General features: G+C 75.0%; 17 protein-coding genes. 8 read left to right on the forward strand and 9 right to left on the reverse strand.

What is annotated here, in order from left to right:
- Nucleotides 1-56: 56 nt before the first annotated feature.
- On the reverse strand, nucleotides 57-353 hold the full coding sequence (locus DNK53_RS01435; protein ID WP_162599699.1) for an STAS domain-containing protein: 297 nt from the start codon (nucleotides 351-353) through the stop codon (nucleotides 57-59).
- 119 nt (nucleotides 354-472) lie between these two features.
- Nucleotides 473-2,548 (reverse strand): GAF domain-containing SpoIIE family protein phosphatase, encoded by a 2,076-nt coding sequence (locus tag DNK53_RS01440; protein ID WP_162599700.1) that lies wholly within the window; start codon nucleotides 2,546-2,548, stop codon nucleotides 473-475.
- A 75-nt stretch (nucleotides 2,549-2,623) separates the two neighbouring features.
- Here DNK53_RS01440 and DNK53_RS01445 point away from each other — a divergent pair, with 75 nt between their 5' ends.
- A complete protein-coding gene (locus DNK53_RS01445) occupies nucleotides 2,624-3,241 on the forward strand; it encodes a DedA family protein (protein WP_110180529.1) in 618 nt (205 codons plus the stop codon).
- Here the strand turns inward: DNK53_RS01445 and DNK53_RS01450 are convergent.
- Complete coding sequence (locus tag DNK53_RS01450) at nucleotides 3,210-4,994, reverse strand: acyl-CoA dehydrogenase (RefSeq protein ID WP_110180530.1); 1,785 nt, start codon at nucleotides 4,992-4,994, stop codon at nucleotides 3,210-3,212. The two genes, DNK53_RS01445 and DNK53_RS01450, sit on opposite strands and share 32 nt — an antisense overlap.
- Nucleotides 4,995-5,073: 79 nt before the next feature.
- Between DNK53_RS01450 and DNK53_RS01455 the strand changes: the two genes are divergently transcribed.
- A complete protein-coding gene (locus DNK53_RS01455; protein ID WP_162599701.1) occupies nucleotides 5,074-7,593 on the forward strand; it encodes a SpoIIE family protein phosphatase in 2,520 nt (839 codons plus the stop codon).
- On the opposite strand, the gene DNK53_RS01460 is transcribed toward DNK53_RS01455, so the two are convergent.
- From DNK53_RS01460 to DNK53_RS01475, 4 genes are read right to left on the reverse strand one after another with little or no spacing between them, the layout of a single operon-like run.
- Nucleotides 7,586-7,957 (reverse strand): hypothetical protein, encoded by a 372-nt coding sequence (locus tag DNK53_RS01460; RefSeq protein WP_110180532.1) that lies wholly within the window; start codon nucleotides 7,955-7,957, stop codon nucleotides 7,586-7,588. The two genes, DNK53_RS01455 and DNK53_RS01460, sit on opposite strands and share 8 nt — an antisense overlap.
- Before the next feature lie 22 nt (nucleotides 7,958-7,979).
- Entirely contained in the window at nucleotides 7,980-9,278 is a 1,299-nt protein-coding gene (locus DNK53_RS01465) for a hypothetical protein (RefSeq protein ID WP_110180533.1), read from the reverse strand.
- The gene (locus DNK53_RS01470) at nucleotides 9,275-10,294 is read right to left on the reverse strand and encodes a hypothetical protein (protein WP_110180534.1); all 1,020 of its coding nucleotides are present in this window, start codon (nucleotides 10,292-10,294) and stop codon (nucleotides 9,275-9,277) included. Before DNK53_RS01470 ends, DNK53_RS01465 begins: the two co-directional genes overlap by 4 nt.
- Complete coding sequence (locus DNK53_RS01475) at nucleotides 10,291-11,340, reverse strand: hypothetical protein (protein ID WP_162599702.1); 1,050 nt, start codon at nucleotides 11,338-11,340, stop codon at nucleotides 10,291-10,293. The genes DNK53_RS01470 and DNK53_RS01475 overlap by 4 nt, the downstream gene beginning before the upstream one ends.
- A 128-nt stretch (nucleotides 11,341-11,468) precedes the next feature.
- On the opposite strand from DNK53_RS01475, the gene DNK53_RS01480 reads away from it, so the two are divergent.
- Nucleotides 11,469-12,146: a response regulator transcription factor gene (locus tag DNK53_RS01480; RefSeq protein ID WP_110180536.1), complete on the forward strand. Its 678-nt coding sequence runs from the start codon at nucleotides 11,469-11,471 to the stop codon at nucleotides 12,144-12,146.
- Complete coding sequence (locus DNK53_RS01485; RefSeq protein WP_110180537.1) at nucleotides 12,139-13,434, forward strand: sensor histidine kinase; 1,296 nt, start codon at nucleotides 12,139-12,141, stop codon at nucleotides 13,432-13,434. Before DNK53_RS01480 ends, DNK53_RS01485 begins: the two co-directional genes overlap by 8 nt.
- Here the strand turns inward: DNK53_RS01485 and DNK53_RS01490 are convergent.
- On the reverse strand, nucleotides 13,397-14,578 hold the full coding sequence (locus DNK53_RS01490; protein ID WP_110180538.1) for a PAS domain-containing sensor histidine kinase: 1,182 nt from the start codon (nucleotides 14,576-14,578) through the stop codon (nucleotides 13,397-13,399). The genes DNK53_RS01485 and DNK53_RS01490 overlap by 38 nt on opposite strands.
- A gap of 64 nt (nucleotides 14,579-14,642) precedes the next feature.
- Entirely contained in the window at nucleotides 14,643-14,828 is a 186-nt protein-coding gene (locus DNK53_RS17295; RefSeq protein WP_162599703.1) for a hypothetical protein, read from the reverse strand.
- Nucleotides 14,829-14,917: 89 nt separating this feature from the next.
- Between DNK53_RS17295 and DNK53_RS17300 the strand changes: the two genes are divergently transcribed.
- The 4 genes from DNK53_RS17300 to DNK53_RS01505 all read left to right on the forward strand — a co-directional run bounded on the left by DNK53_RS17300 (nucleotide 14,918) and on the right by DNK53_RS01505 (nucleotide 18,562).
- The gene (locus tag DNK53_RS17300) at nucleotides 14,918-15,490 is read left to right on the forward strand and encodes a TetR/AcrR family transcriptional regulator (protein WP_162599704.1); all 573 of its coding nucleotides are present in this window, start codon (nucleotides 14,918-14,920) and stop codon (nucleotides 15,488-15,490) included.
- Between the two features lie 152 nt (nucleotides 15,491-15,642).
- Nucleotides 15,643-16,671 carry a hypothetical protein gene (locus DNK53_RS01500; RefSeq protein WP_204163701.1) on the forward strand — a complete coding sequence of 343 codons (1,029 nt, stop codon included), beginning with the start codon at nucleotides 15,643-15,645 and terminating at the stop codon, nucleotides 16,669-16,671.
- 180 nt (nucleotides 16,672-16,851) lie between these two features.
- Nucleotides 16,852-17,124, forward strand: a complete 273-nt coding sequence (locus tag DNK53_RS17305) for a hypothetical protein (protein WP_162599674.1) — start codon at nucleotides 16,852-16,854, stop codon at nucleotides 17,122-17,124.
- Between the two features lie 220 nt (nucleotides 17,125-17,344).
- Nucleotides 17,345-18,562: a dipeptidase gene (locus DNK53_RS01505; protein WP_110180540.1), complete on the forward strand. Its 1,218-nt coding sequence runs from the start codon at nucleotides 17,345-17,347 to the stop codon at nucleotides 18,560-18,562.
- Nucleotides 18,563-18,576 lie beyond the last annotated feature (14 nt).

An 18,576-nucleotide genomic window follows, 5' to 3' on the forward strand; every position in this document is an offset into this window, starting at 1 on the left:
CGGGCGAGTTGAACGATCCAATCGGACCCCCGCCCGGTACCCATCCCCGCCGTCGCTCACACCCGCAGGGCGCGTCGCACGGGCATGCTGCAGACGGTGCAGGCCAGCACCACCCCGTCGGCCTGCAGCCGGCGCGCGCAGCGCTCCAGCGCCGCCAGCCCGTCGACGTCCACCGCGACCACGTGGGTCAGGTCCAGGACGACCTCGCGCACCTGCGCGCCGACCGCCTCGTCGATGCTGCGGCACAGGTCGTAGGCCCCCACCGCGTCCAGCACCCCGTCGACCTCGACCACCGCCGAGTCGGCGATCGGGCGCCCCGGCGTCGTGGCGAGGCGCATCTCCGCTCGTCGCACCCGACCACCCCCTCGACACCGAGCCTAGGCACGCGGCGCGGGGTGGGCGAGGGTTCGCGCCACGACGTCACGCAGTGTTCACACGGGGGGGGCGGGTGTTCACACGGGGGCGCGGGTGTTCACACGGGCGCCTGCAGCCGGATCGCGACGACGGCCACGTCGTCCTCCGGCTCGACCGGGAGCATCTGGTCCAGCACCCGGTCGCAGAGCGCCTCCAGCCCCTCCCCCTCCGGGGCGAACGCCAGCGTGTCGGCCAGCCGGGAGATGCCGTCCTCGAGGTCCTCCCCGCGCCGCTCCACGAGGCCGTCGGAGTAGAGCAGCAGGACGGAGCCGTCGGGCACCTGGGCGTGGGAGACCGTGCGCGGCGACGCCGGGTCGAGCCCCAGCAGCAGGTCGGCGCTGGCCCGGGGCGAGCCGTCACCGGTGAGCACCCGGACCTCCCCCTCGGGGGTGAGCACCAGCATCGGCGGGTGCCCGGCGCTGGACCAGGCGAGCTTGAGGCCGTCGGGCCGGTGGTCGCCGAGCGGCTCGATCCGCACCACGAGCGCGGTCGCCATCGCCCCGATCCCGAGCCCGGCCATCGCCTCGTCGGCGCGCACGAGGATGCCGCCGGGGTCCTCGCCGGTGGTGTAGCCGATGCCGCGGAGCACGCCGCGGATCTGGCTCATCCCCGCGGCGGCGCGACGGTCGTGGCCGATCACGTCGCCGACGACCAGCACGGTCGCCCCGTCGGGCTGCGCGAAGGCGTCGTACCAGTCGCCGCCCACCTGGGCCTCGTGCGCGGCCGCGACGTAGCGGACCGCGATCTCCCCGTGCGGGACCCGCGGCGGCGCGGTGAGCAGGCTGCGCTGGAGCTCGCCGGCCAGCTCGTGCTGGCGGGCGTAGAGCCGGGCGTTGTCCAGGGCGATGCCGGCCCGGCGGCCCGCCTCGACCGCCACCGACAGGTGGGAGCGCCGGAAGGTGCGGCGCGAGTCGTCGCGGACCAGGACCAGGGAGCCGAGGATCCCGTCGCGGCCGGGCAGCGGGACGGCGATCAGGCTGGAGAGGCCGAACGAGCGGAAGTGCTCGCGCAGCACGGGGTCCTCCACCGAGCGCTCCAGCTCGTCGGCGTCGACGTCGCGGAGCAGCAGCGGCCCCTCCCCCCGCGCGACCCGGCGGCTCGGCGCCCCCGCGGAGGCGTGCAGCCCCTGGCGGCGCTCGACCTCGGCGACCGCGTCCTGGAGGGCGGGGTCGCGGTGCCGGACGGTGACGACGCCGAGGTCGCCGAGGTCGTCGGTGAGCTGCACGCTCACCCAGTCGGCGAACTCGGGCACCAGCACGGCGGCCAGCTGCCCCATCGACTCCTCGACGTCGAGGGTGGTGACGAGCGCCTCGGAGATCCGGCCGAGCAGGTCGACCTGGCGGCTGAGCCGCTCCCGGTCCCGCTCGGCCCGGCGCTGCTCGGTGACGTCCACGAGCAGCAGCAGCACGGAGCGGCGCCCCGCGTCGGTCTCGGTCACGACGCCCGTGACGTCGAGGTGGCGGCCGGTGAGGGTGGGCACGACGAGCCCGGTCTCGTGCGGGGCGGCCAGCAGCGGGACGGCGCCGGCCAGGACGTCCTCGAGCCGGTGGGACTCCGACGAGCCGGTGAGGTCGAGCATCTGGGCGGCGCGCCGGTTCCACGCCTCCAGCGCGCCGTCGGGCGCGCAGAGCACGACCCCGACGGGCGCCTGGTCGACGAGGGCCCCGACGTCGAGGGAGGGGGTGAACGGCTCCGGGGGGTGGCGCAGCGTCGCCACGAGGGGGGTGCGGGCCGTGCGGCCCCGGCCGAGCCCGGTGGCCACGGCCTGGCGCACCGCGTCGACGCCGGTGACGACCGTGACGTCGCGGGGCGGGGTGGAGAGGCAGGAGAGCTCGTAGCGGACCTGGACCTCCCGGGCCGGGGGGACGACGAGCACCACGGGGACGCGAGCCGCGGCGCGGCGGACCGCACGGACCACGGAGACCGGACGCGCGGCCCCCGACCCGACGACGACGACGTCGAGCTCGGGCTGGCGCTCCAGGGCGCCGGCGGCCTCGGCCTCGGCGCACCGGGCGCCGGTCAGGTCGTCGAGCGCGTACTGCTCCGCGTGCGAGCCGGCCACCAGCAGCACCCGCCGAGCCGGCGGCGCGGGCCGCGCCGTCTCCTGGGCGCGGTGGGAGGAGGGCTGCGACACCGGCGAAGAGTACCGAGCAGGCACCCCTCCGCGCGGGCGTTTCCCCCAACCCGTCCGCGGGGTACGCGGCCCGCGATGGACGTGGTGCTGGAGTGGCTGGTGCAGGTGATGCGGACCGTCGGCGCGCCCGGGGTCGGGGTGGCCACGGCCCTGGAGACGGTCTTCCCCCCGGTGCCGTCGGAGGTGGTGCTGCCCCTGGCCGGCTACACCGCCAGCCAGGGCCACTACGGGCTGCTCGCGGCGGTCCTGTGGGCGACGGGCGGGTCGGTCGCCGGCGCGCTGCTCCTCTACTGGGCCGGCGCGGCCTGGGGGGCGGACCGCGTGCTGGCGCTCGCCGACCGCCTCCCCCTGGTCGGCCGGGGCGACGTCGAGCGGGCCATCACGTGGTTCCAGCGCCACGGCCGCACCGCCGTCCTGCTGGGCCGCCTCGTGCCGGGGGTCCGCAGCCTCGTCTCGGTCCCCGCGGGGGTCGACCGGATGCCGCTGCCGACCTTCGTCGCCTTCACCACGCTGGGCTCGCTGGTCTGGAACGGCCTCCTCGTCGGCGCCGGCTACGAGCTCGGCGCGCAGTGGCACCTGGTCGAGGGGTACGTCGGCAGCGTGTCGCGGGTCGTCGTCGGCGGCCTCGTGCTGGCGGCGGTGTGGCTGGCCGTCCGGCGCCTCAGAGCCAGGCGGGGTCGAGGTCGAGCGTGACCCGGTCGCCCGCGGCCAGCAGGTCGAGCTGCGGCCCCACCCGGGGCAGCTCGCGCCCGAAGAAGTACGCCGTGGCGGCGCGCTTGCCGCGGGCGAAGTCGTCGTCGCGGTCCGCCACGACCAGCCACTGCTCCAGCCAGAGCCAGGCGACCACGAGGTGCCCGGTGGCCTCGAGGTAGGCGGTCGCGTCGGCCAGCACCTCGGTCGCGGAGCCTCGGCCGGCGAGCAGGCCGGTGACCTCGACCAGCCGGTCGGCGACGGCGGCGAGCTGATCGCCGTACGCCGCCGCGCCCGTGCCGCGGGACCGCTCGGCGGTCGCGCGCACCCGGTCCAGCAGCAGGCCGAGCCCGACCCCGCCGTCCCCGACGACCTTGCGGCCCAGCAGGTCCTGGCCCTGGATCCCGTGGGTGCCCTCGTGGATCGGGTTGAGCCGGTTGTCGCGGTAGTGCTGCTCGACGTCGAAGTCGCGGGTGTACCCGGCGCCGCCGAGCACCTGGAGCGCCAGGTCGTTGGCAGCCAGGCACCACTGGGAGGGCCAGCTCTTGGCGACCGGGGTGAGCACCCCGAGCAGCCGCTCGGCGTCCGCGACCGCCGCGGCGTCGTCCAGGGAGGCGATGTCGTCGACCAGCCGGGCGCAGTACAGGTTGAGCGCGAGCGCCCCCTCGGCGTACGACTTCTGGGCCAGGAGCATCCGCCGGACGTCGGCGTGCTCGACCAGCGGGACCTGCGGCGTCGCCGGGTCGGCTCCCGGGAGCCGACCCTGGAGGCGCTCCCGGGCGTAGGCCAGCGACTTGAGGTAGCCGGTGACGCCCAGGGCGGTGGCGCCGAGGCCGACCCCGATCCGGGCCTCGTTCATCATCGTGAACATCACCGGGAGCCCGCGGTGCAGCTCGCCCACCAGCCAGCCGACGGCCCCGGGGCGGCCCCCCGGGGTGAACGCGCCGTCGCCCAGCACCGGCGCGGTGTTGACCGTGCCCCGGAAGCCCATCTTGTGGTTGATCCCCGCCAGCACGACGTCGTTGCGCTCCGCCGGCGCCCCGTCCTCGCCCGGCAGGTGCTTGGGCACCAGGAAGAGCGAGATCCCCTTGGTGCCGGCCGGCGCGCCGGGGGTGCGGGCCAGGACGAGGTGGACGATGTTGTCGCCCATCTCGTGGTCGCCGCCGGAGATCCACATCTTGCGGCCGAAGAGCCGGTAGGAACCGTCTTCCTGGGGCTCGGCCCGGGTGGTGATGTCGGCGAGGTTGGAGCCGGCGTGCGGCTCCGAGAGCGCCATCGTCCCGAAGACGCGGCCCTCCAGCATCGGGCGGACCCAGCGCTCCACCTGCTCGTCGGTGCCGTGCACGGTGAGCAGGTGGGCGTTGGCGAGCGTGAGCAGGGCGTAGCCGGTGGTCCCGATGTTGGCGGCGTGGAACCACGCCATCGCCGCGTTGAAGACCGACGACGGCAGCTGCAGGCCGCCCAGCTCCTCGTCGACCTGGGCGGCGAGGAAGCCGGCGTCGGCGAACGCGCGCAGGGCCGGCTCCACCTCGGGGACCAGCTCGACCTTCTCCCCGTCGAACCGCGGCTCCTCCAGGTCGGCCTTCCGGTTGTGCGGGGCGAACCAGTCGGTCGCCACCTGCTCGGCGAGGCGGAGCAGGTCCTCGACGACGTCGCGGGAGTGCTCGGCGTACCGCGGGCGGGCGAAGAGCTCGTCGGTCCGCAGCCAGTCGAAGAGCAGGAACTCGAGGTCGGCGCGGGACATGATCTGGCTCATCGCGCCAGCGTACGCCGCACGCCATGCGGGATTTCGGCCCGGACGTGCGAGACTCGGAGGAGCCGAGCGGAGGAAACGCGTGATCCACGAGACCACACCTGCGCAGTCCTCCCCGACTGCGGGCCTGCCGCCACGCCCCGCCGACGAGGTCGGCCCGGCCCGGCTGGAGCAGCTCGTCGAGCTCGCCGCCCGGCTGCTCGGCGGCTCGGACGCCCGGATGACGCTGCTGCCCGACCTCCGCACGGTGATGGCCGGCCTCGGCCGCACCGCCCAGCGCGAGCTGGTGAAGTGGCCCGCCGAGGACGCGCTCTGCGCGGTGACGCTGCGAGGCGACGGTCCGCTGGTGGTCCCCGACGCCCGGCGCGACGACCGGGTCAACGACCTGCCGTCGGTCGCCGCGGGGCGGGTCGGCGCCTACCTCGGCGTCCCGCTGCGCGCCGGCGGGCACACCATCGGCGCTCTCTGCGTGACCACGGACCGCGCCCGGGAGTGGCGCGACGAGGACGTCGCCCTGCTCGACCTGGTCGGCCAGACCCTCAGCGCCGAGCTGCGTGTCGCCGCCCTGAGCAGCAGCCACCACGACGACCGGCTGCTGTGGCAGCTCGCCGTCGACGCCGCCGGGGTGGGCGCCTGGGACTGGGACCTCGTCACCGGCGACCTGCGCTGGGACGAGCGGCTGCACGCCCTCTCCGGCATCGAACCGGACTCCTTCGGCGGCACCATCGAGGCGTTCGGGGAGTGGGTGCACCCCGAGGACCGCGAGCGGGTGAGCGGGCTGCTCGACGAGGCCATCGCGTCGTGCGGGACCTTCGCCGCCGAGTACCGGATCGTGCACGCCGACGGCACGGTGCGCTGGGTCTCGGCCCGCGGCAGCGCGCTCGTGGGCGAGGACGGCACCGCCGCCCGGCTCGTCGGCGCGGCCTACGACTCGACCCTCACCCAGGACGCCGACGCCCGGGTGGCCCGGATCCTGGAGTCGATGCCGGCCGCCTTCTTCCACCTCGACACCGACTGGCGCTTCACCTTCGTCAACGCCCGCGCCGAGCGGATGCTCGGGGCGGTGACGAGCCGGCTCACCGGCGGCAACATCTGGGAGCTCTTCCCCGACGCCGTCGGCAGCGACTTCGAGACCCACTACCGCGCCTCGGCGGAGAGCGGGGAGCCGACGGAGTTCGAGGCCCACTACCCGCCGCCGCTCGCCAGCTGGTACGAGGTGCGGGTCTGGCCCTCCCCCGACGGCTTGTCGGTCTACTTCCTCGACATCACCGAGCGCAAGCTCGCCCAGCAGAAGCTGGCCCGCAGCGCCACCCGCGCCCGGCTGCTCGCCGAGGTGACCTCGGTGCTGACCGACACCCTCGACTCCGAGCAGGGTGTCGCCGAGCTGGCCCGGCTGCTGGTCCCCGAGAAGGCGGACTGGTGCATCGTCACCGTCACCGACGGCCCCGACCCGCAGGCGGGCCAGGACTGGCGCCGCAACATGCGCGACCTCGGCTGGTGGCACCGCGACGCCGAGCTGCGGCCGACCCTCGAAGCCTACGCCCGGCGCCGGGTGCGGGCGCTGCGCGAGGACTCCTTCCAGGCCCGGGCGCTGATGAGCCGCAGCACCCTGCTCGCCGACGACGCCCGCGAGACGGTGACGGCGGGGCTCGAGCCGGGCGAGGCGGCCGACCTGTACCGGGCCCTCGACGTCGAGCAGGCCCTGTTCGTGCCGATGATCCGGCGCGGCCGCGTGATCGGCATGCTGACGCTGGGCCGCGGCGCCGACCGCGAGACCTTCGGGCCCGAGGCCGTCGAGATGCTCGAGGACGTCGCCGGCCGGGCCGCGCTGGCGCTCGACAACGCCCGCGCCTACTCGGCGCAGCGCGACATGGCCGAGGGCTTGCAGCGGAGCCTGCTCACCGCTCCCCCGCGCTCCGACCTGGTCGAGATCGCGGTCCGCTACGCCCCGGCCGCCGAGGCCGCCCAGGTGGGCGGCGACTGGTACGACGCGTTCGTCAGGCCCGAGCGCGACCTCGTGCTGGTGATCGGCGACGTCGTCGGCCACGACGTGGAGGCGGCCGGCGCCATGGGCCAGGTCCGCGGGCTGCTCCGCGGCATCGCCGTCACCTGCGAGGGCGGTCCGGGCGAGGTGCTGCGCCGGGTCGACCGGGCCATGGACGCCCTCGCGGTCGAGAGCACGGCGACCGCGCTCGTCGCGAGCGTCGGCTCCGCGGCCGCGGACGGCTCGGTGCCGGTGCACTGGTCGAACGCCGGTCACCCGCCCGCCCTGGTCCTCCTCCCCGACGACGGGGGCGGCTACGCGGTGGACGTGCTCGGCAGCGAGGCCCCTGACCTGCTGCTCGGCTTCGACGCCGACTTCGAGCGCACCGACCACGCCCTCGACCTCCCCCCGGGGGCGGTCGTCCTGCTCTACACCGACGGCCTGGTGGAGCGCCGCGGCCAGGACCTCGACGACGGCATCGACGAGCTGCGCGCCGTGGTCGCCGAGCTGCTGCCGGCGGCGGCCGACCTCGACGGCCTGCTCGACGGCCTGCTGGCGCGCCTGCTGCCCGACCACGCCGAGGACGACGTCGCGCTGGTGGCCGTCCGGGTCAGGTGAGGCCGCGCGGCGGCAGCCCGTCGAGCGCCCGGCGCGCCAGCGCGGCCCTGGCCGCCACCGTGACCTTGCGGCGCAGCCGGCCCCCCTCGTCGCCGAGCTGCTCCTCGACCGTCGCGACCACCTGGGCGTCGGTGAACGTCGGTCGTTCGCCGGGCGGCACCTCGACGTCGGGGAGCGCGACCAGCACCGGAAGCAGCTGGCTGCCCAGCCCCTCGAGCAGCTGGTACCGGGCGTAGCGATCCATCGACGCCCAGGCCTCGTCGACCGGGGTGCGCCCCTTGCGGACGTCCTTGCGCTGGGCCGCCAGCACGCTCTTGGCCGCCGTCGTGAGGGCGGTGGTCAGCTCGTGCTCGGTGAATCTCATGGTTCCAGCATGCCCGGCGACGTCAGCGACGCAGCCGGACGACCCGGCTGACGGCCTCGGCCACACCGTGCTGGGCTGGCAGCACGACCCGGTAGCGGCCCCGGCGCAGGTCCAGCACCCGGCTCTCGGCCGGCCCCCGGGTGGTCGACCGCTTGACCTGCTTCCAGACCTTGCGACCCTTCCTCCGCACCTGGCGCTGCACCACGAACGCGTAGTCGACCGCCGCGCTGGCCGGCTGCACCCGCACCCGCAGCCGCGACTTCCTCCGCACCGCCGTGGCCGCGACCACCGCCTCGGCGGGCGCGACGGGCAGCCCGATCACCGGGTCGACCACCGGAGGGGGCGCCGCACCCGGCACCACCTCGAACCGCAGCTCGGTCGTCGGACCGACCAGCCCGACGGGGTCGATCGCCCGCACCTCGAACCGGTGCACCCCCTGGTCGAGCGTGCGAGAGGCCGGGCTCGCGCACGCCTGCCAGCCCGCCCGGTTCCAGTTGCACTCGAACCGCACGCCCGGCTCGTCCCCCGCGAACGACACCTGCACCGGGCCCGACCCCGCCGGGCTCGGCGGCGCCCCGGTGATCCGCGGCGCCACGGGCGGCGTCGTGTCGAGCACGACGTTGGTCCGGCGGGTGCCGAGCAGCTGGTCCCACCCGGTCCCGTGGTTGACCGCGTAGACGAAGACCTCCTGGTCCCCCGCCTTCGTCACGGTCTGGAAGGTGAAGTCGAAGCCGCCGCCGGGCTCGGCGTTCCCGACGAACGGGCCCTCGACACCGGGGGTGTCCCAGCCGCCGCCGACGTAGGCGTGGACCGTGACGGGTCGCGTGAGGTCGGAGGCGTCCTGCGCGGTCCCGCGGACCCGCACGGTGCGGTGCGCCGGTGACTCCACCGAGGTCAGGGTGCCGGTGGGGTGCGGCGTCGCCACGGACACCACCCGGCTCGTCAGCCGGGTGTGCGGGTCGTCGCCGACCGCGTTGATGGCCCACACGTCGACGGTGACGTCGCCGGAGAACCGGGTCTCGAGCGTCGCGTCGAAGCCCCGTCGGGTCCCGTCCGGGCGGACCCCGGTCGTCGGCCCCAGGTTGTGGCCCTCCTGCTGGCCGTCGGGACCGGTGACGTAGACGTGGATCGAGATGCTGCCCTCCGGGACGTCGGGGTCGTAGGCCCATCCGGCCACCCGGACCAGCCCACCCGCGGGAGACCCCAGGACGTCGATCGTCCCGCGGGGCTGGACGGCGCTCGCGGGCGGCGTCGTCACCACGGTGAGAACCGCCAGCACGAGCACCACCGCGGAGAGCCCCCGCCGGGCGGCCCGCGTCACCGCCGCAACCTCACGACCTTGCTGCGGGCCGCGGCCAGCCCGTGCTGCGCCGGGACCAGCACCCGGTACCTCCCCCGGCGCAGGTCGAGCACCCGGGACTCGTCGGCCCCGCGCGTGGTCGACCTCGTGACCTGCTTCCACGTCTTCCTCCCCCTCTTGCGGACCTGCCGCTCCACGACGAGCGCGTAGTCGACGGCGGCGCTCGCCGGCGCCACCGCGACCCGGAGCCGCGACTTCCTCCGCACCGCCCCGACCTGCACCGCGACCTGTCCCGGGACCGGGTCCACCTCGACCGGCACGGCCTGGGCCGGCACCACGGTGAACCCCTGCACCGCCTCCGCGCCCTGGTTGCCCACGGCGTCGCGCGCCCGCACCCGGAACTCCCACGCGCCGACCCCGACCGAGACCTGGTGGGGGCTCGCGCAGGGCTGCCAGTCCCGCGACGTCGTGCCGACGGCGTCCAGGCTGCACGTGAACGTCGCCGCCTCGGTCGCCGTGAAGGTGAACGGCACCGCACGCGTCGTCCCCGGCTCGACCTGGACGGGGCCCGACGGCCCCGACGTGATCGTCGTGACCGGCGGGGCGGTGTCCACGAAGACCGACAGGGACAGGCCGCTCACGGGGTCCCACGCATAGGGGGACGTCCCGTCGGCCTGGTAGTGGACGGCCCCGCCCGGGAGCTGGTCGATCGCCCAGATGTCCACCCTGACGGGACCGCCCTTGCGCACCGTGACGGTGGTGTCGAAGAAGCCGTCGGGGCCGGCGGTGAGCTGGAAGAGCTGCGTCCCCTCGTCGTCGTGGACGAAGACGTTGAGGTCCACCGGGCGGGTGCCGTCGTCGGGGTCCTTCACCTGTCCCGTGGCGCGGACCTGCAGGTGCCCCGGCGAGGTCACGACGAAGGGGGTGAGCACCTCCGGGAACTGCGAGTCGCCCGCCACCGCCGGGAGCGCGGGCCCGAGCGCCAGCAGGAGTGCCGGCAGGAGGGTCGGGACGAGCCGGCGCGCCAGCCGGCTCACCGCCGCAGCCTCACGACCTTGCTGCGGGCCGCGGCCAGCCCGTGCTGCGCCGGGACCAGCACCCGGTACCTCCCCCGGCGCAGGTCGAGCACCCGGGTCTCGGCCTCCTGGCGGGTGGTCGAGCGCTTGACCCGCTTCCAGACCTTCCGGCCCTTCTTCCGCACCTGGCGCTCCACCACGAAGGCGAAGTCCACCGCGGCGCTGGCCGGGACCACCCCGACCCGCAGCCGCGACTTCTTGCGCACCGCCTTGACGCTGACGTCGACCGGGGCCCCGGCGGGCAGGCCCGTGACCGGGTCCTCGGCGGGGACGGCCTCGGCCGGCACCACGCTGAACGGATGCACCGCCTCCGCACCCTGGTTGCCCGCGAGGTCCATGGCGCGGACCCGGAACTCCCACGCGCCGACCCCGACCGGCACCTCGTAGGGGCTGGCGCACGCGACCCACCCCCGGGTCGAGACGCCGGCCGCGTCCAGGCTGCACGTGAACCCGGAGACGGCCTCGCTCGCGGTGAAGGTGAACGGCATCGGCCGCGTCGTCCCCGGCTCCACCTGCACCGGGCTGACGGGGCCGGAGGTCACCCGCGTGACCGGCGGGGACTTGTCCACGAAGACGTTGACCGGCGGGCCGCCGAAGTACGTGCCGCCCAGGAAGGCGGCGTGCTGCGCGCCCGGGTCGGCGCTCTTCATGTTCGGCGCACCGCCGGGGAGCTCGTCGAGCGCCCAGACGTCGAACTTCACCTCGCCGCCCAGGGCCGAGGGCAGCACGACGTCGATGAGGCCGTTCGCGTCGGTCTCCCGGAGGTAGGGGCCTCTGCCGCTCCCGTCGTGGACGTAGATCTTCAGGGTGACCGTTCCGGTGCCGGGGTCCGGGTCGGTGACGGTGCCCGCCACCCGCACCTGCAGGTGGCCCGGGGAGGTGACCTCGACCTTGCCGACGATGTTCACGGCCGGGTCGGCGCCGGCGGAAGCCGGCACCCCGACGAGCCCTGCGGCCAGCAGCACCGCGGCCGCCCCGGCTCCCCGCCGTGCACGTGTCCTGCTCATGCGACTCCTCCCCCGAGTGCTCGGCGTCGAGGGTAACGCCCGGCCGGGGCTCCGCCGTTCAGCGTCCGTTCAGGCGCCCTCGGCCACACTTGGCGGGGTCCGGTCCACCGAGCGAGGAGGCAGAGCAGATGCGGGTGCTCGTCGTCGAGGACGAACGCCGCCTCGCGCGCTCCCTGCAGGTCGGGCTGCAGGCCGAGGGGTTCGCCGTCGACCTCGCGGCCGACGGCACCGACGGCCTCTGGCTGGCCCGGGAGCACGACTACGACGCGATCCTGCTCGACCTGATGCTGCCGGGGATCAACGGCTACAAGGTCTGCGAGACGCTCCGGGCCGAGGGCAACTGGACCCCGGTGCTGATGCTCACCGCCAAGGACGGCGAGTGGGACCAGGTCGAGGGGCTGGACACCGGCGCCGACGACTACCTCACCAAGCCGTTCTCCTTCCCGGTGCTGGTGGCGCGCCTGCGGGCCGTCGTACGACGCGGCGCGCGACCGCGCCCGACCGAGCTGACGGCCGGCGACCTGCGGCTCGACCCGGCCGCCCGCCGGGCCTGGCGCGGGGAGGTCGAGCTCGGGCTCACCGCGCGCGAGTTCTCGCTGCTCGAGCTGCTCGTCCGGCACCGGGGCGACGTGCTCTCCAAGACCCGCATCCTCGACTCGGTCTGGGACTCCGACTTCGACGGCGACCCCAACATCGTGGAGGTCTACGTGCGGCACCTGCGCAACAAGATCGACCGCCCCTTCGGGCGCGAGGCGATCCAGACGCTACGGGGCGCGGGCTACCGGTTGGCGAGCGACGGTGGCTGAGCGCGCGGCGTCCGTCCGGGTCCGCACCACCACCGCCGCCACCCTGGTCGTCGCCGTGGCGCTGGGGCTGGGGGCGCTGGCCCTGGTCGCGCTGGTCCGCGCCTCCCTGGCCGACGGCGTCGAGGCGACCGTCGAGCAGCAGCTCGACGCCCTGGTGGCGCAGGTCGAGGCGGGGGGCATGCCCGCGGGCGATCCTGACGCGGAGCCCGACGACGAGCTGGTCTGGCAGGTGCGCGCCGAGGACGGGCGGGTGCTGGCCGGCGTCCCCGGCCTGCCGGACGCGGGCGAGGGGTACGTCGTGGACGACGAGCGCGCCGACGCTCCCGACGGCCGGCGGGTCGAGGTGGTGGTGGCAGCCAGCCTCGAGGAGGTGGAGGACTCGACCGACGCGCTGGTCCCTCCGCTCCTGGTCGGCCTGCCGACGCTCCTCCTGCTCGTCGCCGGGACGACGTGGGTGGTGACGGGCCGGGCGCTGGCGCCGGTGGAGCGGATCCGCCGCGAGGTGGAGCAGATCACCGCCGACGCGCTCGAGCGCCGGGTGCCGGAGCCGGCCTCGCGCGACGAGGTGCACCGGCTGGCCCGCACGATGAACCAGATGCTGGGTCGCCTCCAGGACTCCCACGAGCGGCAGCGGCGCTTCGTCGCCGACGCCTCGCACGAGCTGCGCTCCCCCCTCGCCGGGATCCGGCAGACCGCCGAGGTCGCGGTCGCCCACCCGGGTGCGCTGCCCGAGGGCGAGCTGGCCGAGGCGGTGCTGGAGGAGTCCGTGCGGCTGCAGCAGCTGGTCGAGCAGCTGCTGCTGCTCACCCGCGCGGGCGCGGGGGCGGCGACCCGGCAGGAGGTCGACCTGGACGACCTCGTGCTCGACGACGTACGGCGCCTGCGCGCCTGTGACGACCGGGTGCGGGTGGAGACCGGCGACGTCGGCCCGGCCCGGGTCCTCGGCGACCCGGTGGCGCTCGGCCAGGTGGTCCGCAACCTGCTCGACAACGCCGCCCGGCACGCCCGCACGACGGTCGCCGTCGGGCTGCGCGAGGCCGGCGAGGGGGTGCTGCTCACCGTGGAGGACGACGGACCCGGGGTGCCGGTCGAGGAGCGCGAGCGGGTCTTCGAGCGGTTCGTGCGGCTGGACGAGGCACGGGCCCGGGACGACGGCGGCAGCGGGCTGGGCCTCGCCATCGTCCGGTCGGTGGTGGAGGCGCACGGCGGGACCTGCACGGTCGACGCCTCTCCGCGCGGCGGGGCGCGGTTCAGCGTCCGGCTGCCGGCTCCTCCTGCGGCGCCCTGACCATCGGGACGGTCACGCTCACCGTCGTCCCCACCCCGACCTCGCTGGTCAGGGCGTAGCTGCCGCCGTGCAGCGTGACCAGCTCCCGGAAGATCGCCAGGCCCAGACCCGTGCCGCCGTGCCGCCGCGTCATCGAGCCATCGCCCTGCACGAACGGGTCGAAGAGGAGGCCCTGCCGTTCCGGGCTGATCCCGATCCCGGTGTCGGCCACCTCGAGGCAGACGTCGACGGGCTCGTCGGGCGCACCCAGCCCGCCCACGACGCGGCAGCGGACCCGGATCCCGCCCTCGTCGGTGAACTTCAGGGCGTTCTCGAGCAGGATGTATGCCATCCAGTTGAGCCGGGGCGCGTCGCCCAGCAGGACGTCGGGGACCTCCGGGTCGATCTCCACCGACATCTCGAGGCCGCGGGCCGCCGCCTCGGGGGCGAAAATCTCCGTCAGCTGGGCCAGGGTGGCGCGCGGCTCGAACCGGGCGAGGTGCAGCTTGGCGCGCCCGGTGGCGAGGTCGATGAAGTCGAGCAGGTCGTCGACGAGCCGGGAGAGCCGGTCGCCCGAGCGCTGGACCGTCGCGACGAGGTTCTTGCCGAGATCCGGCATCGGGACGTCCTCGAGCAGCTCGAGGGCGGCGACGGCCGCCGCCAGCGGCGTGCGCAGCTCGTGGCTGACGTTGGCCAGGAAGAGCGACTTCGCGTCGTTCGCCTCCTCGGCGACCTTGCGGGCGGTCTCGAGCTCGCGCAGCGCCCGGTTCCGCTCCGTGACGTCCTGGGCGACCCCGTGGACGCCGATCACGCGGCCGTCGACGATCACCGGCACGCCCGTGATCTCGACCTCGACCCGGGCGCCGTCCTTGCGCCGCACCCCGCAGGCGACCGTCGCCGGGTGGCCGGCGGCGACCTCGCGGAAGGTGTCGACCACCCGCTGGAGGTCGTCGGGGTGGATCACCTCGTCGTAGCCCATCGCGAGGAACTCGTCCTCGGTGTAGCCGGTGAGGGCGGTGCTGGCGGGGTTCACCGCCTGGTAGCAGCCGTCGAGGTCGAGGGCGAACGCCGCGTGGGGAGTGTGCAGGAAGAGCGAGCGGTAGCGCTCCCGGTCCTCCTCCAGGGAGGATCCGGCCAGCGCGAGGTGGCTGCGCTCGTGCTCCATGGGACCCCTTCCGTGCGCTCCTTGATGGGCGACGGGGTACCCAGTGTGCCGCGCCTCACACGCGTCAGGCCACCCCCTCCCACTTCGCCGCGTGCCGCGCCCGCTCCCGCTCGACCTCGCGGGCCGTCGGCTTGGGCGGCAGGGGGCGCCGCTGCTCCCGGAAGTACACGAGGCTCGACCCTCCGAAGACGATCGCGCCGACGACCGCCGCGACACCGAGCAGGACCCACACCATCGTCGTGGTCTCCATGCTGCTCTCCTCTCACTTTTCGATACATCAACTGTAGCGAAAGCGAGCGGGGCCCCCAAACCTCCCGGCCCGACCCCGATACTGCACGGGTGACCTCCCACGCCCCCGTCGGCCGTCCCCGACGACCCGAGACCGAGCAGCGCATCACCGACGCCGCCCTGGCCCTGCTGCGCACCCAGGGGCCCGGCGCCGTCAACGTCGCCTCGGTCTCGGCCCGCTCCGGCGTCGCCCGCACCACGGTCTACCGGCGCTACCGGGACCGGACCGAGCTGCTCCGCGCCGTGCTCGCCGGGGTCACCGACCAGGGGGCGCCGCCGCCGGAGAGCTCCGCCCGGGACAAGCTCGTCTGGGTGCTCACCCGCACCCGCGAGGTGGTCTCCGAGGGCATCGGCGTGGGCGGGGTCGCCGCCGTGCTCGCCGGGACGGACCCGGAGTTCAACGACGCGCTGCGCGACGCCCTGGCGGCCGGACTTGAACCGATCCTCGCGCAGCTCGGCGACGACGTGGCGGCCGGACGGGTGGCGGCCCACACCGAGCCCGAGATCGTGGTCGACGTCGCCTTCGGGGCATGGCTCGCCGAGCTGGTCCGCCACCGCGAGCCCGACCCCGCCTGGGTCGACCGGACCGCCGACCTGCTCGCCGCGGCGCTCGCGCCTCGTTGACCCAGCACCTCGTTGACCAGCGTCTCGTTGACCCAGCGCCTCGTTGACCCAGCGCCTCGTTGACCCGCGGGGGTCCGGACGCTTTCATGACGCATGACCTTCGACGTGACCCACGCCACATCCGTCGACACCTTCGGCGCCACCGGCGGTCCGTGACCTCGGCGTCCGCGACGGGGTCGTGGCGGTCGTCTCCTGGGCTGCCGGAGTCGCTGCGCCACGGGGTCACCACCGTGCTGCTGGGCTCCTGCTCGCTCTCGACGGTCCACGTGGACAGCGTCGACGCCGGCGACCTCTTCGGCCGGGTCGAGGGGATCCCCCGCCGCCACGTCATCGACCACCTCCAGGAGGGACGCACCTGGCACGACGCCGCGTCGTACGTCGAGGCGCTCGAGAACCTGCCGCTCGGGCCCAACCTCGCGGCGTTCCTCGGCCACTCCGACGTCCGCACCGCCACGATGGGGCTGGACCGCGCCACCCGCGCCGACGTCCGGCCCACCCCCGAGGAGCAGCGCCGGATGGAGCGGATGCTCGAGCAGGCCCTCGACGCCGGCTTCGTCGGCATGTCGGCCCAGCAGCTGCTCTTCGACAAGCTCGACGGCGACCTGTGCCGCTCGCGCACCCTGCCGTCGACGTTCGCGAAGGGGCGGGAGATGCGCCGGCTGCGGCGCGTCCTGCGGCGCCGCGGCCGGGTGCTGCAGGCCGGCCCCGACGCCTCGCACCCCCACACGATCCTGCTCCAGGCGCTGCACTCGATCGCCGGACCCGGACGGCGCCCGCTGCGCACCAGCCTCCTCTCGGCCGCCGACATCAAGGCGATCCCGTTCATCATCCACCTCATGCGCCTGCTGGCCGCCGTGGTCAACCGGCTGGGCGCCGACTTCCGCTGGCAGCACCTGCCGGTGCCCTTCGAGGTGTACGCCGACGGCATCGACCTCGTCATCTTCGAGGAGCTGGGTGCCGGGGCGGCCGCCCTCCACCTCACCGAGAAGGTCGTCCGCGACGAGCTGATGCGCGACCCGGACTACCGGGCGGCGCGTTCCGCCGGGAGTACGAGAAGAAGTACACCCCGCGGGTCTGGCACCGCGACTTCTTCGACGTCGAGATCGTGGCCTGTCCGGACCCGGAGGTCGTCGGGAAGAGCTTCGGCCGGGTCGGCGTCGAGCGCGCGGTGCACCGGATGACCGGCGAGCTCGCCGACTGGTGCGGCCTGGACGCCGGCCACCTGCGGGTCGGCGACCGCGCCGGACGCTGTGCGCCGTCGCCCAGCGGGGTCAACGGACGTCTCGGACGTCGGATCCGAGCCGGCGTCCGCCCAGGTCGGGGTGGGCGGGCGGCACAGCCGGGGTGCCTACGCTGGGCCGGTGAACCCTTCGGACGACGACCACCCCACCCTGCGCCGGGAGCTCGCGGGCGACGTGCGCTCGATGGCGGGCGACCTGCGCGACGGCCTGCTCGAGCTCCTGGTCATCGGCGGCCCGGTCGTCCTGGGCGCCGTGGTCGGCTGGTTCGTCGCCGGCACGACCGGGCTGCTCGTCGGCGGGGGCATCGGCGCTGCGGCGGTCGCCCTGTGGTTCGCCTGGGTCGCCGCCGCTTGGCTGCGCGACGGCGTACGGCGGCTCCGCGGGCGTTCCTGACCCGACCTGCGGGGACGACACAGCCGCCCGACGGGGGCTTACCCCGCGGACGGCTGCGCGCTGTTGCTCACCGGCCCGTCAGCCGCCTCTCGGCGGAAGGCCGCTCGTAGCGGCGTGGTGTGAGCCCGGGGGCATGATCCGGACCGGCTGAGGTCTGCAACGACCCGACGCGGCCGGCTATTCCGCCTCGGCGGGTGCCCGTGGCCCTACGCTGCGCATCGTGACTCCCCCCGACGCCGCACCCTACGCCGCCCCGCCCCGCCGCCGCCGCTGGCTCCGCCGCACCCTGCTCGGGCTCGTGGTGGTCCTCGTCCTCGCCCTCGTGGGCTTCTTCACGCTCGTGCCGCGGATCGTGGAGAGCTCGCTCAACCAGGTGACCGACGCCGACCTGCCCGAGGTGACCGCCGAGGCGCAGGCGCTGCACGACGAGCTCACGATCGTCGACATGCACTCCGACACGCTCATGTGGAACCGCGACCTGCTCGAGCGCGCCGACCGCGGCCACATGGACCTGCCGCGCCTGGAGGAGGGCAACGTCGCGCTCCAGGTCTTCTCCTCGGTCTCCAAGTCGCCCAAGGGGCAGAACTACGACTCCAACTCGGCCGACTCCGACAACATCACGCTGCTCACCCTGGCCCAGGCCCAGCCGCCGCGGACCTGGACCTCGCTGCTGGAGCGCTCGCTCTACCACGCCGACCGGCTCCAGGACGCGGTCGAGGAGTCCGAGGGCCGGCTGCGCCAGGTCCGCACCGCCGGCGAGCTCGACCGGCTGCTCGCCGACCGGGCGGCCGGCGAGCAGGTCACCGGGGCGCTCTTCTCGGTCGAGGGCCTGCACAACCTCGAGGGCGACGCCGACAACCTCCGCGTGCTCTTCGACGCGGGGGTCCGGATGGCCGGCTTCACCCACTTCTTCGACAACGAGGCGTCGGGGTCGATGCACGGGGAGGAGAAGGGCGGCCTGACCGACCTCGGCCGCGAGGTGCTGGCCGAGATGGAGGAGCTCGGGATCGTCGTCGACATCGCGCACGCCAGCCCCGAGGCGGTCGAGGAGATCCTCGCCACCGCGACGAAGCCGCTGGTCTCCAGCCACGGCGGCGTCCAGGCCACGTGCGACGTCAACCGCAACCTCAGCGACGAGCAGATCGAGGCCGTCGCCGCCACGGGCGGGGTCGTCGGCATCGGCTACTGGGACGCCGCGATCTGCGACCCCACCCCCGAGGCCGTCGTCGATGCCCTGGAGCACGTCATCGAGGTCGGCGGGATCGAGACCGCCGCGCTCGGCAGCGACTACGACGGGGCCACCACGGTCGCCTGGGACGTCAGCGAGATCGCGGTGATCACCCAGGAGCTGCTCGACCGCGGCCGCACCGAGGAGGAGATCGAGGCGATCATGGGCGGCAACACGCTGCGGGTGCTGGGCGAGGTGCTGCCCGACTGACGCGTGAGCCCGCT

The organism is Nocardioides solisilvae (assembly GCF_003194625.1).
In the GTDB taxonomy this organism is placed as follows: Bacteria; Actinomycetota; Actinomycetes; order Propionibacteriales; family Nocardioidaceae; genus Nocardioides; species Nocardioides solisilvae.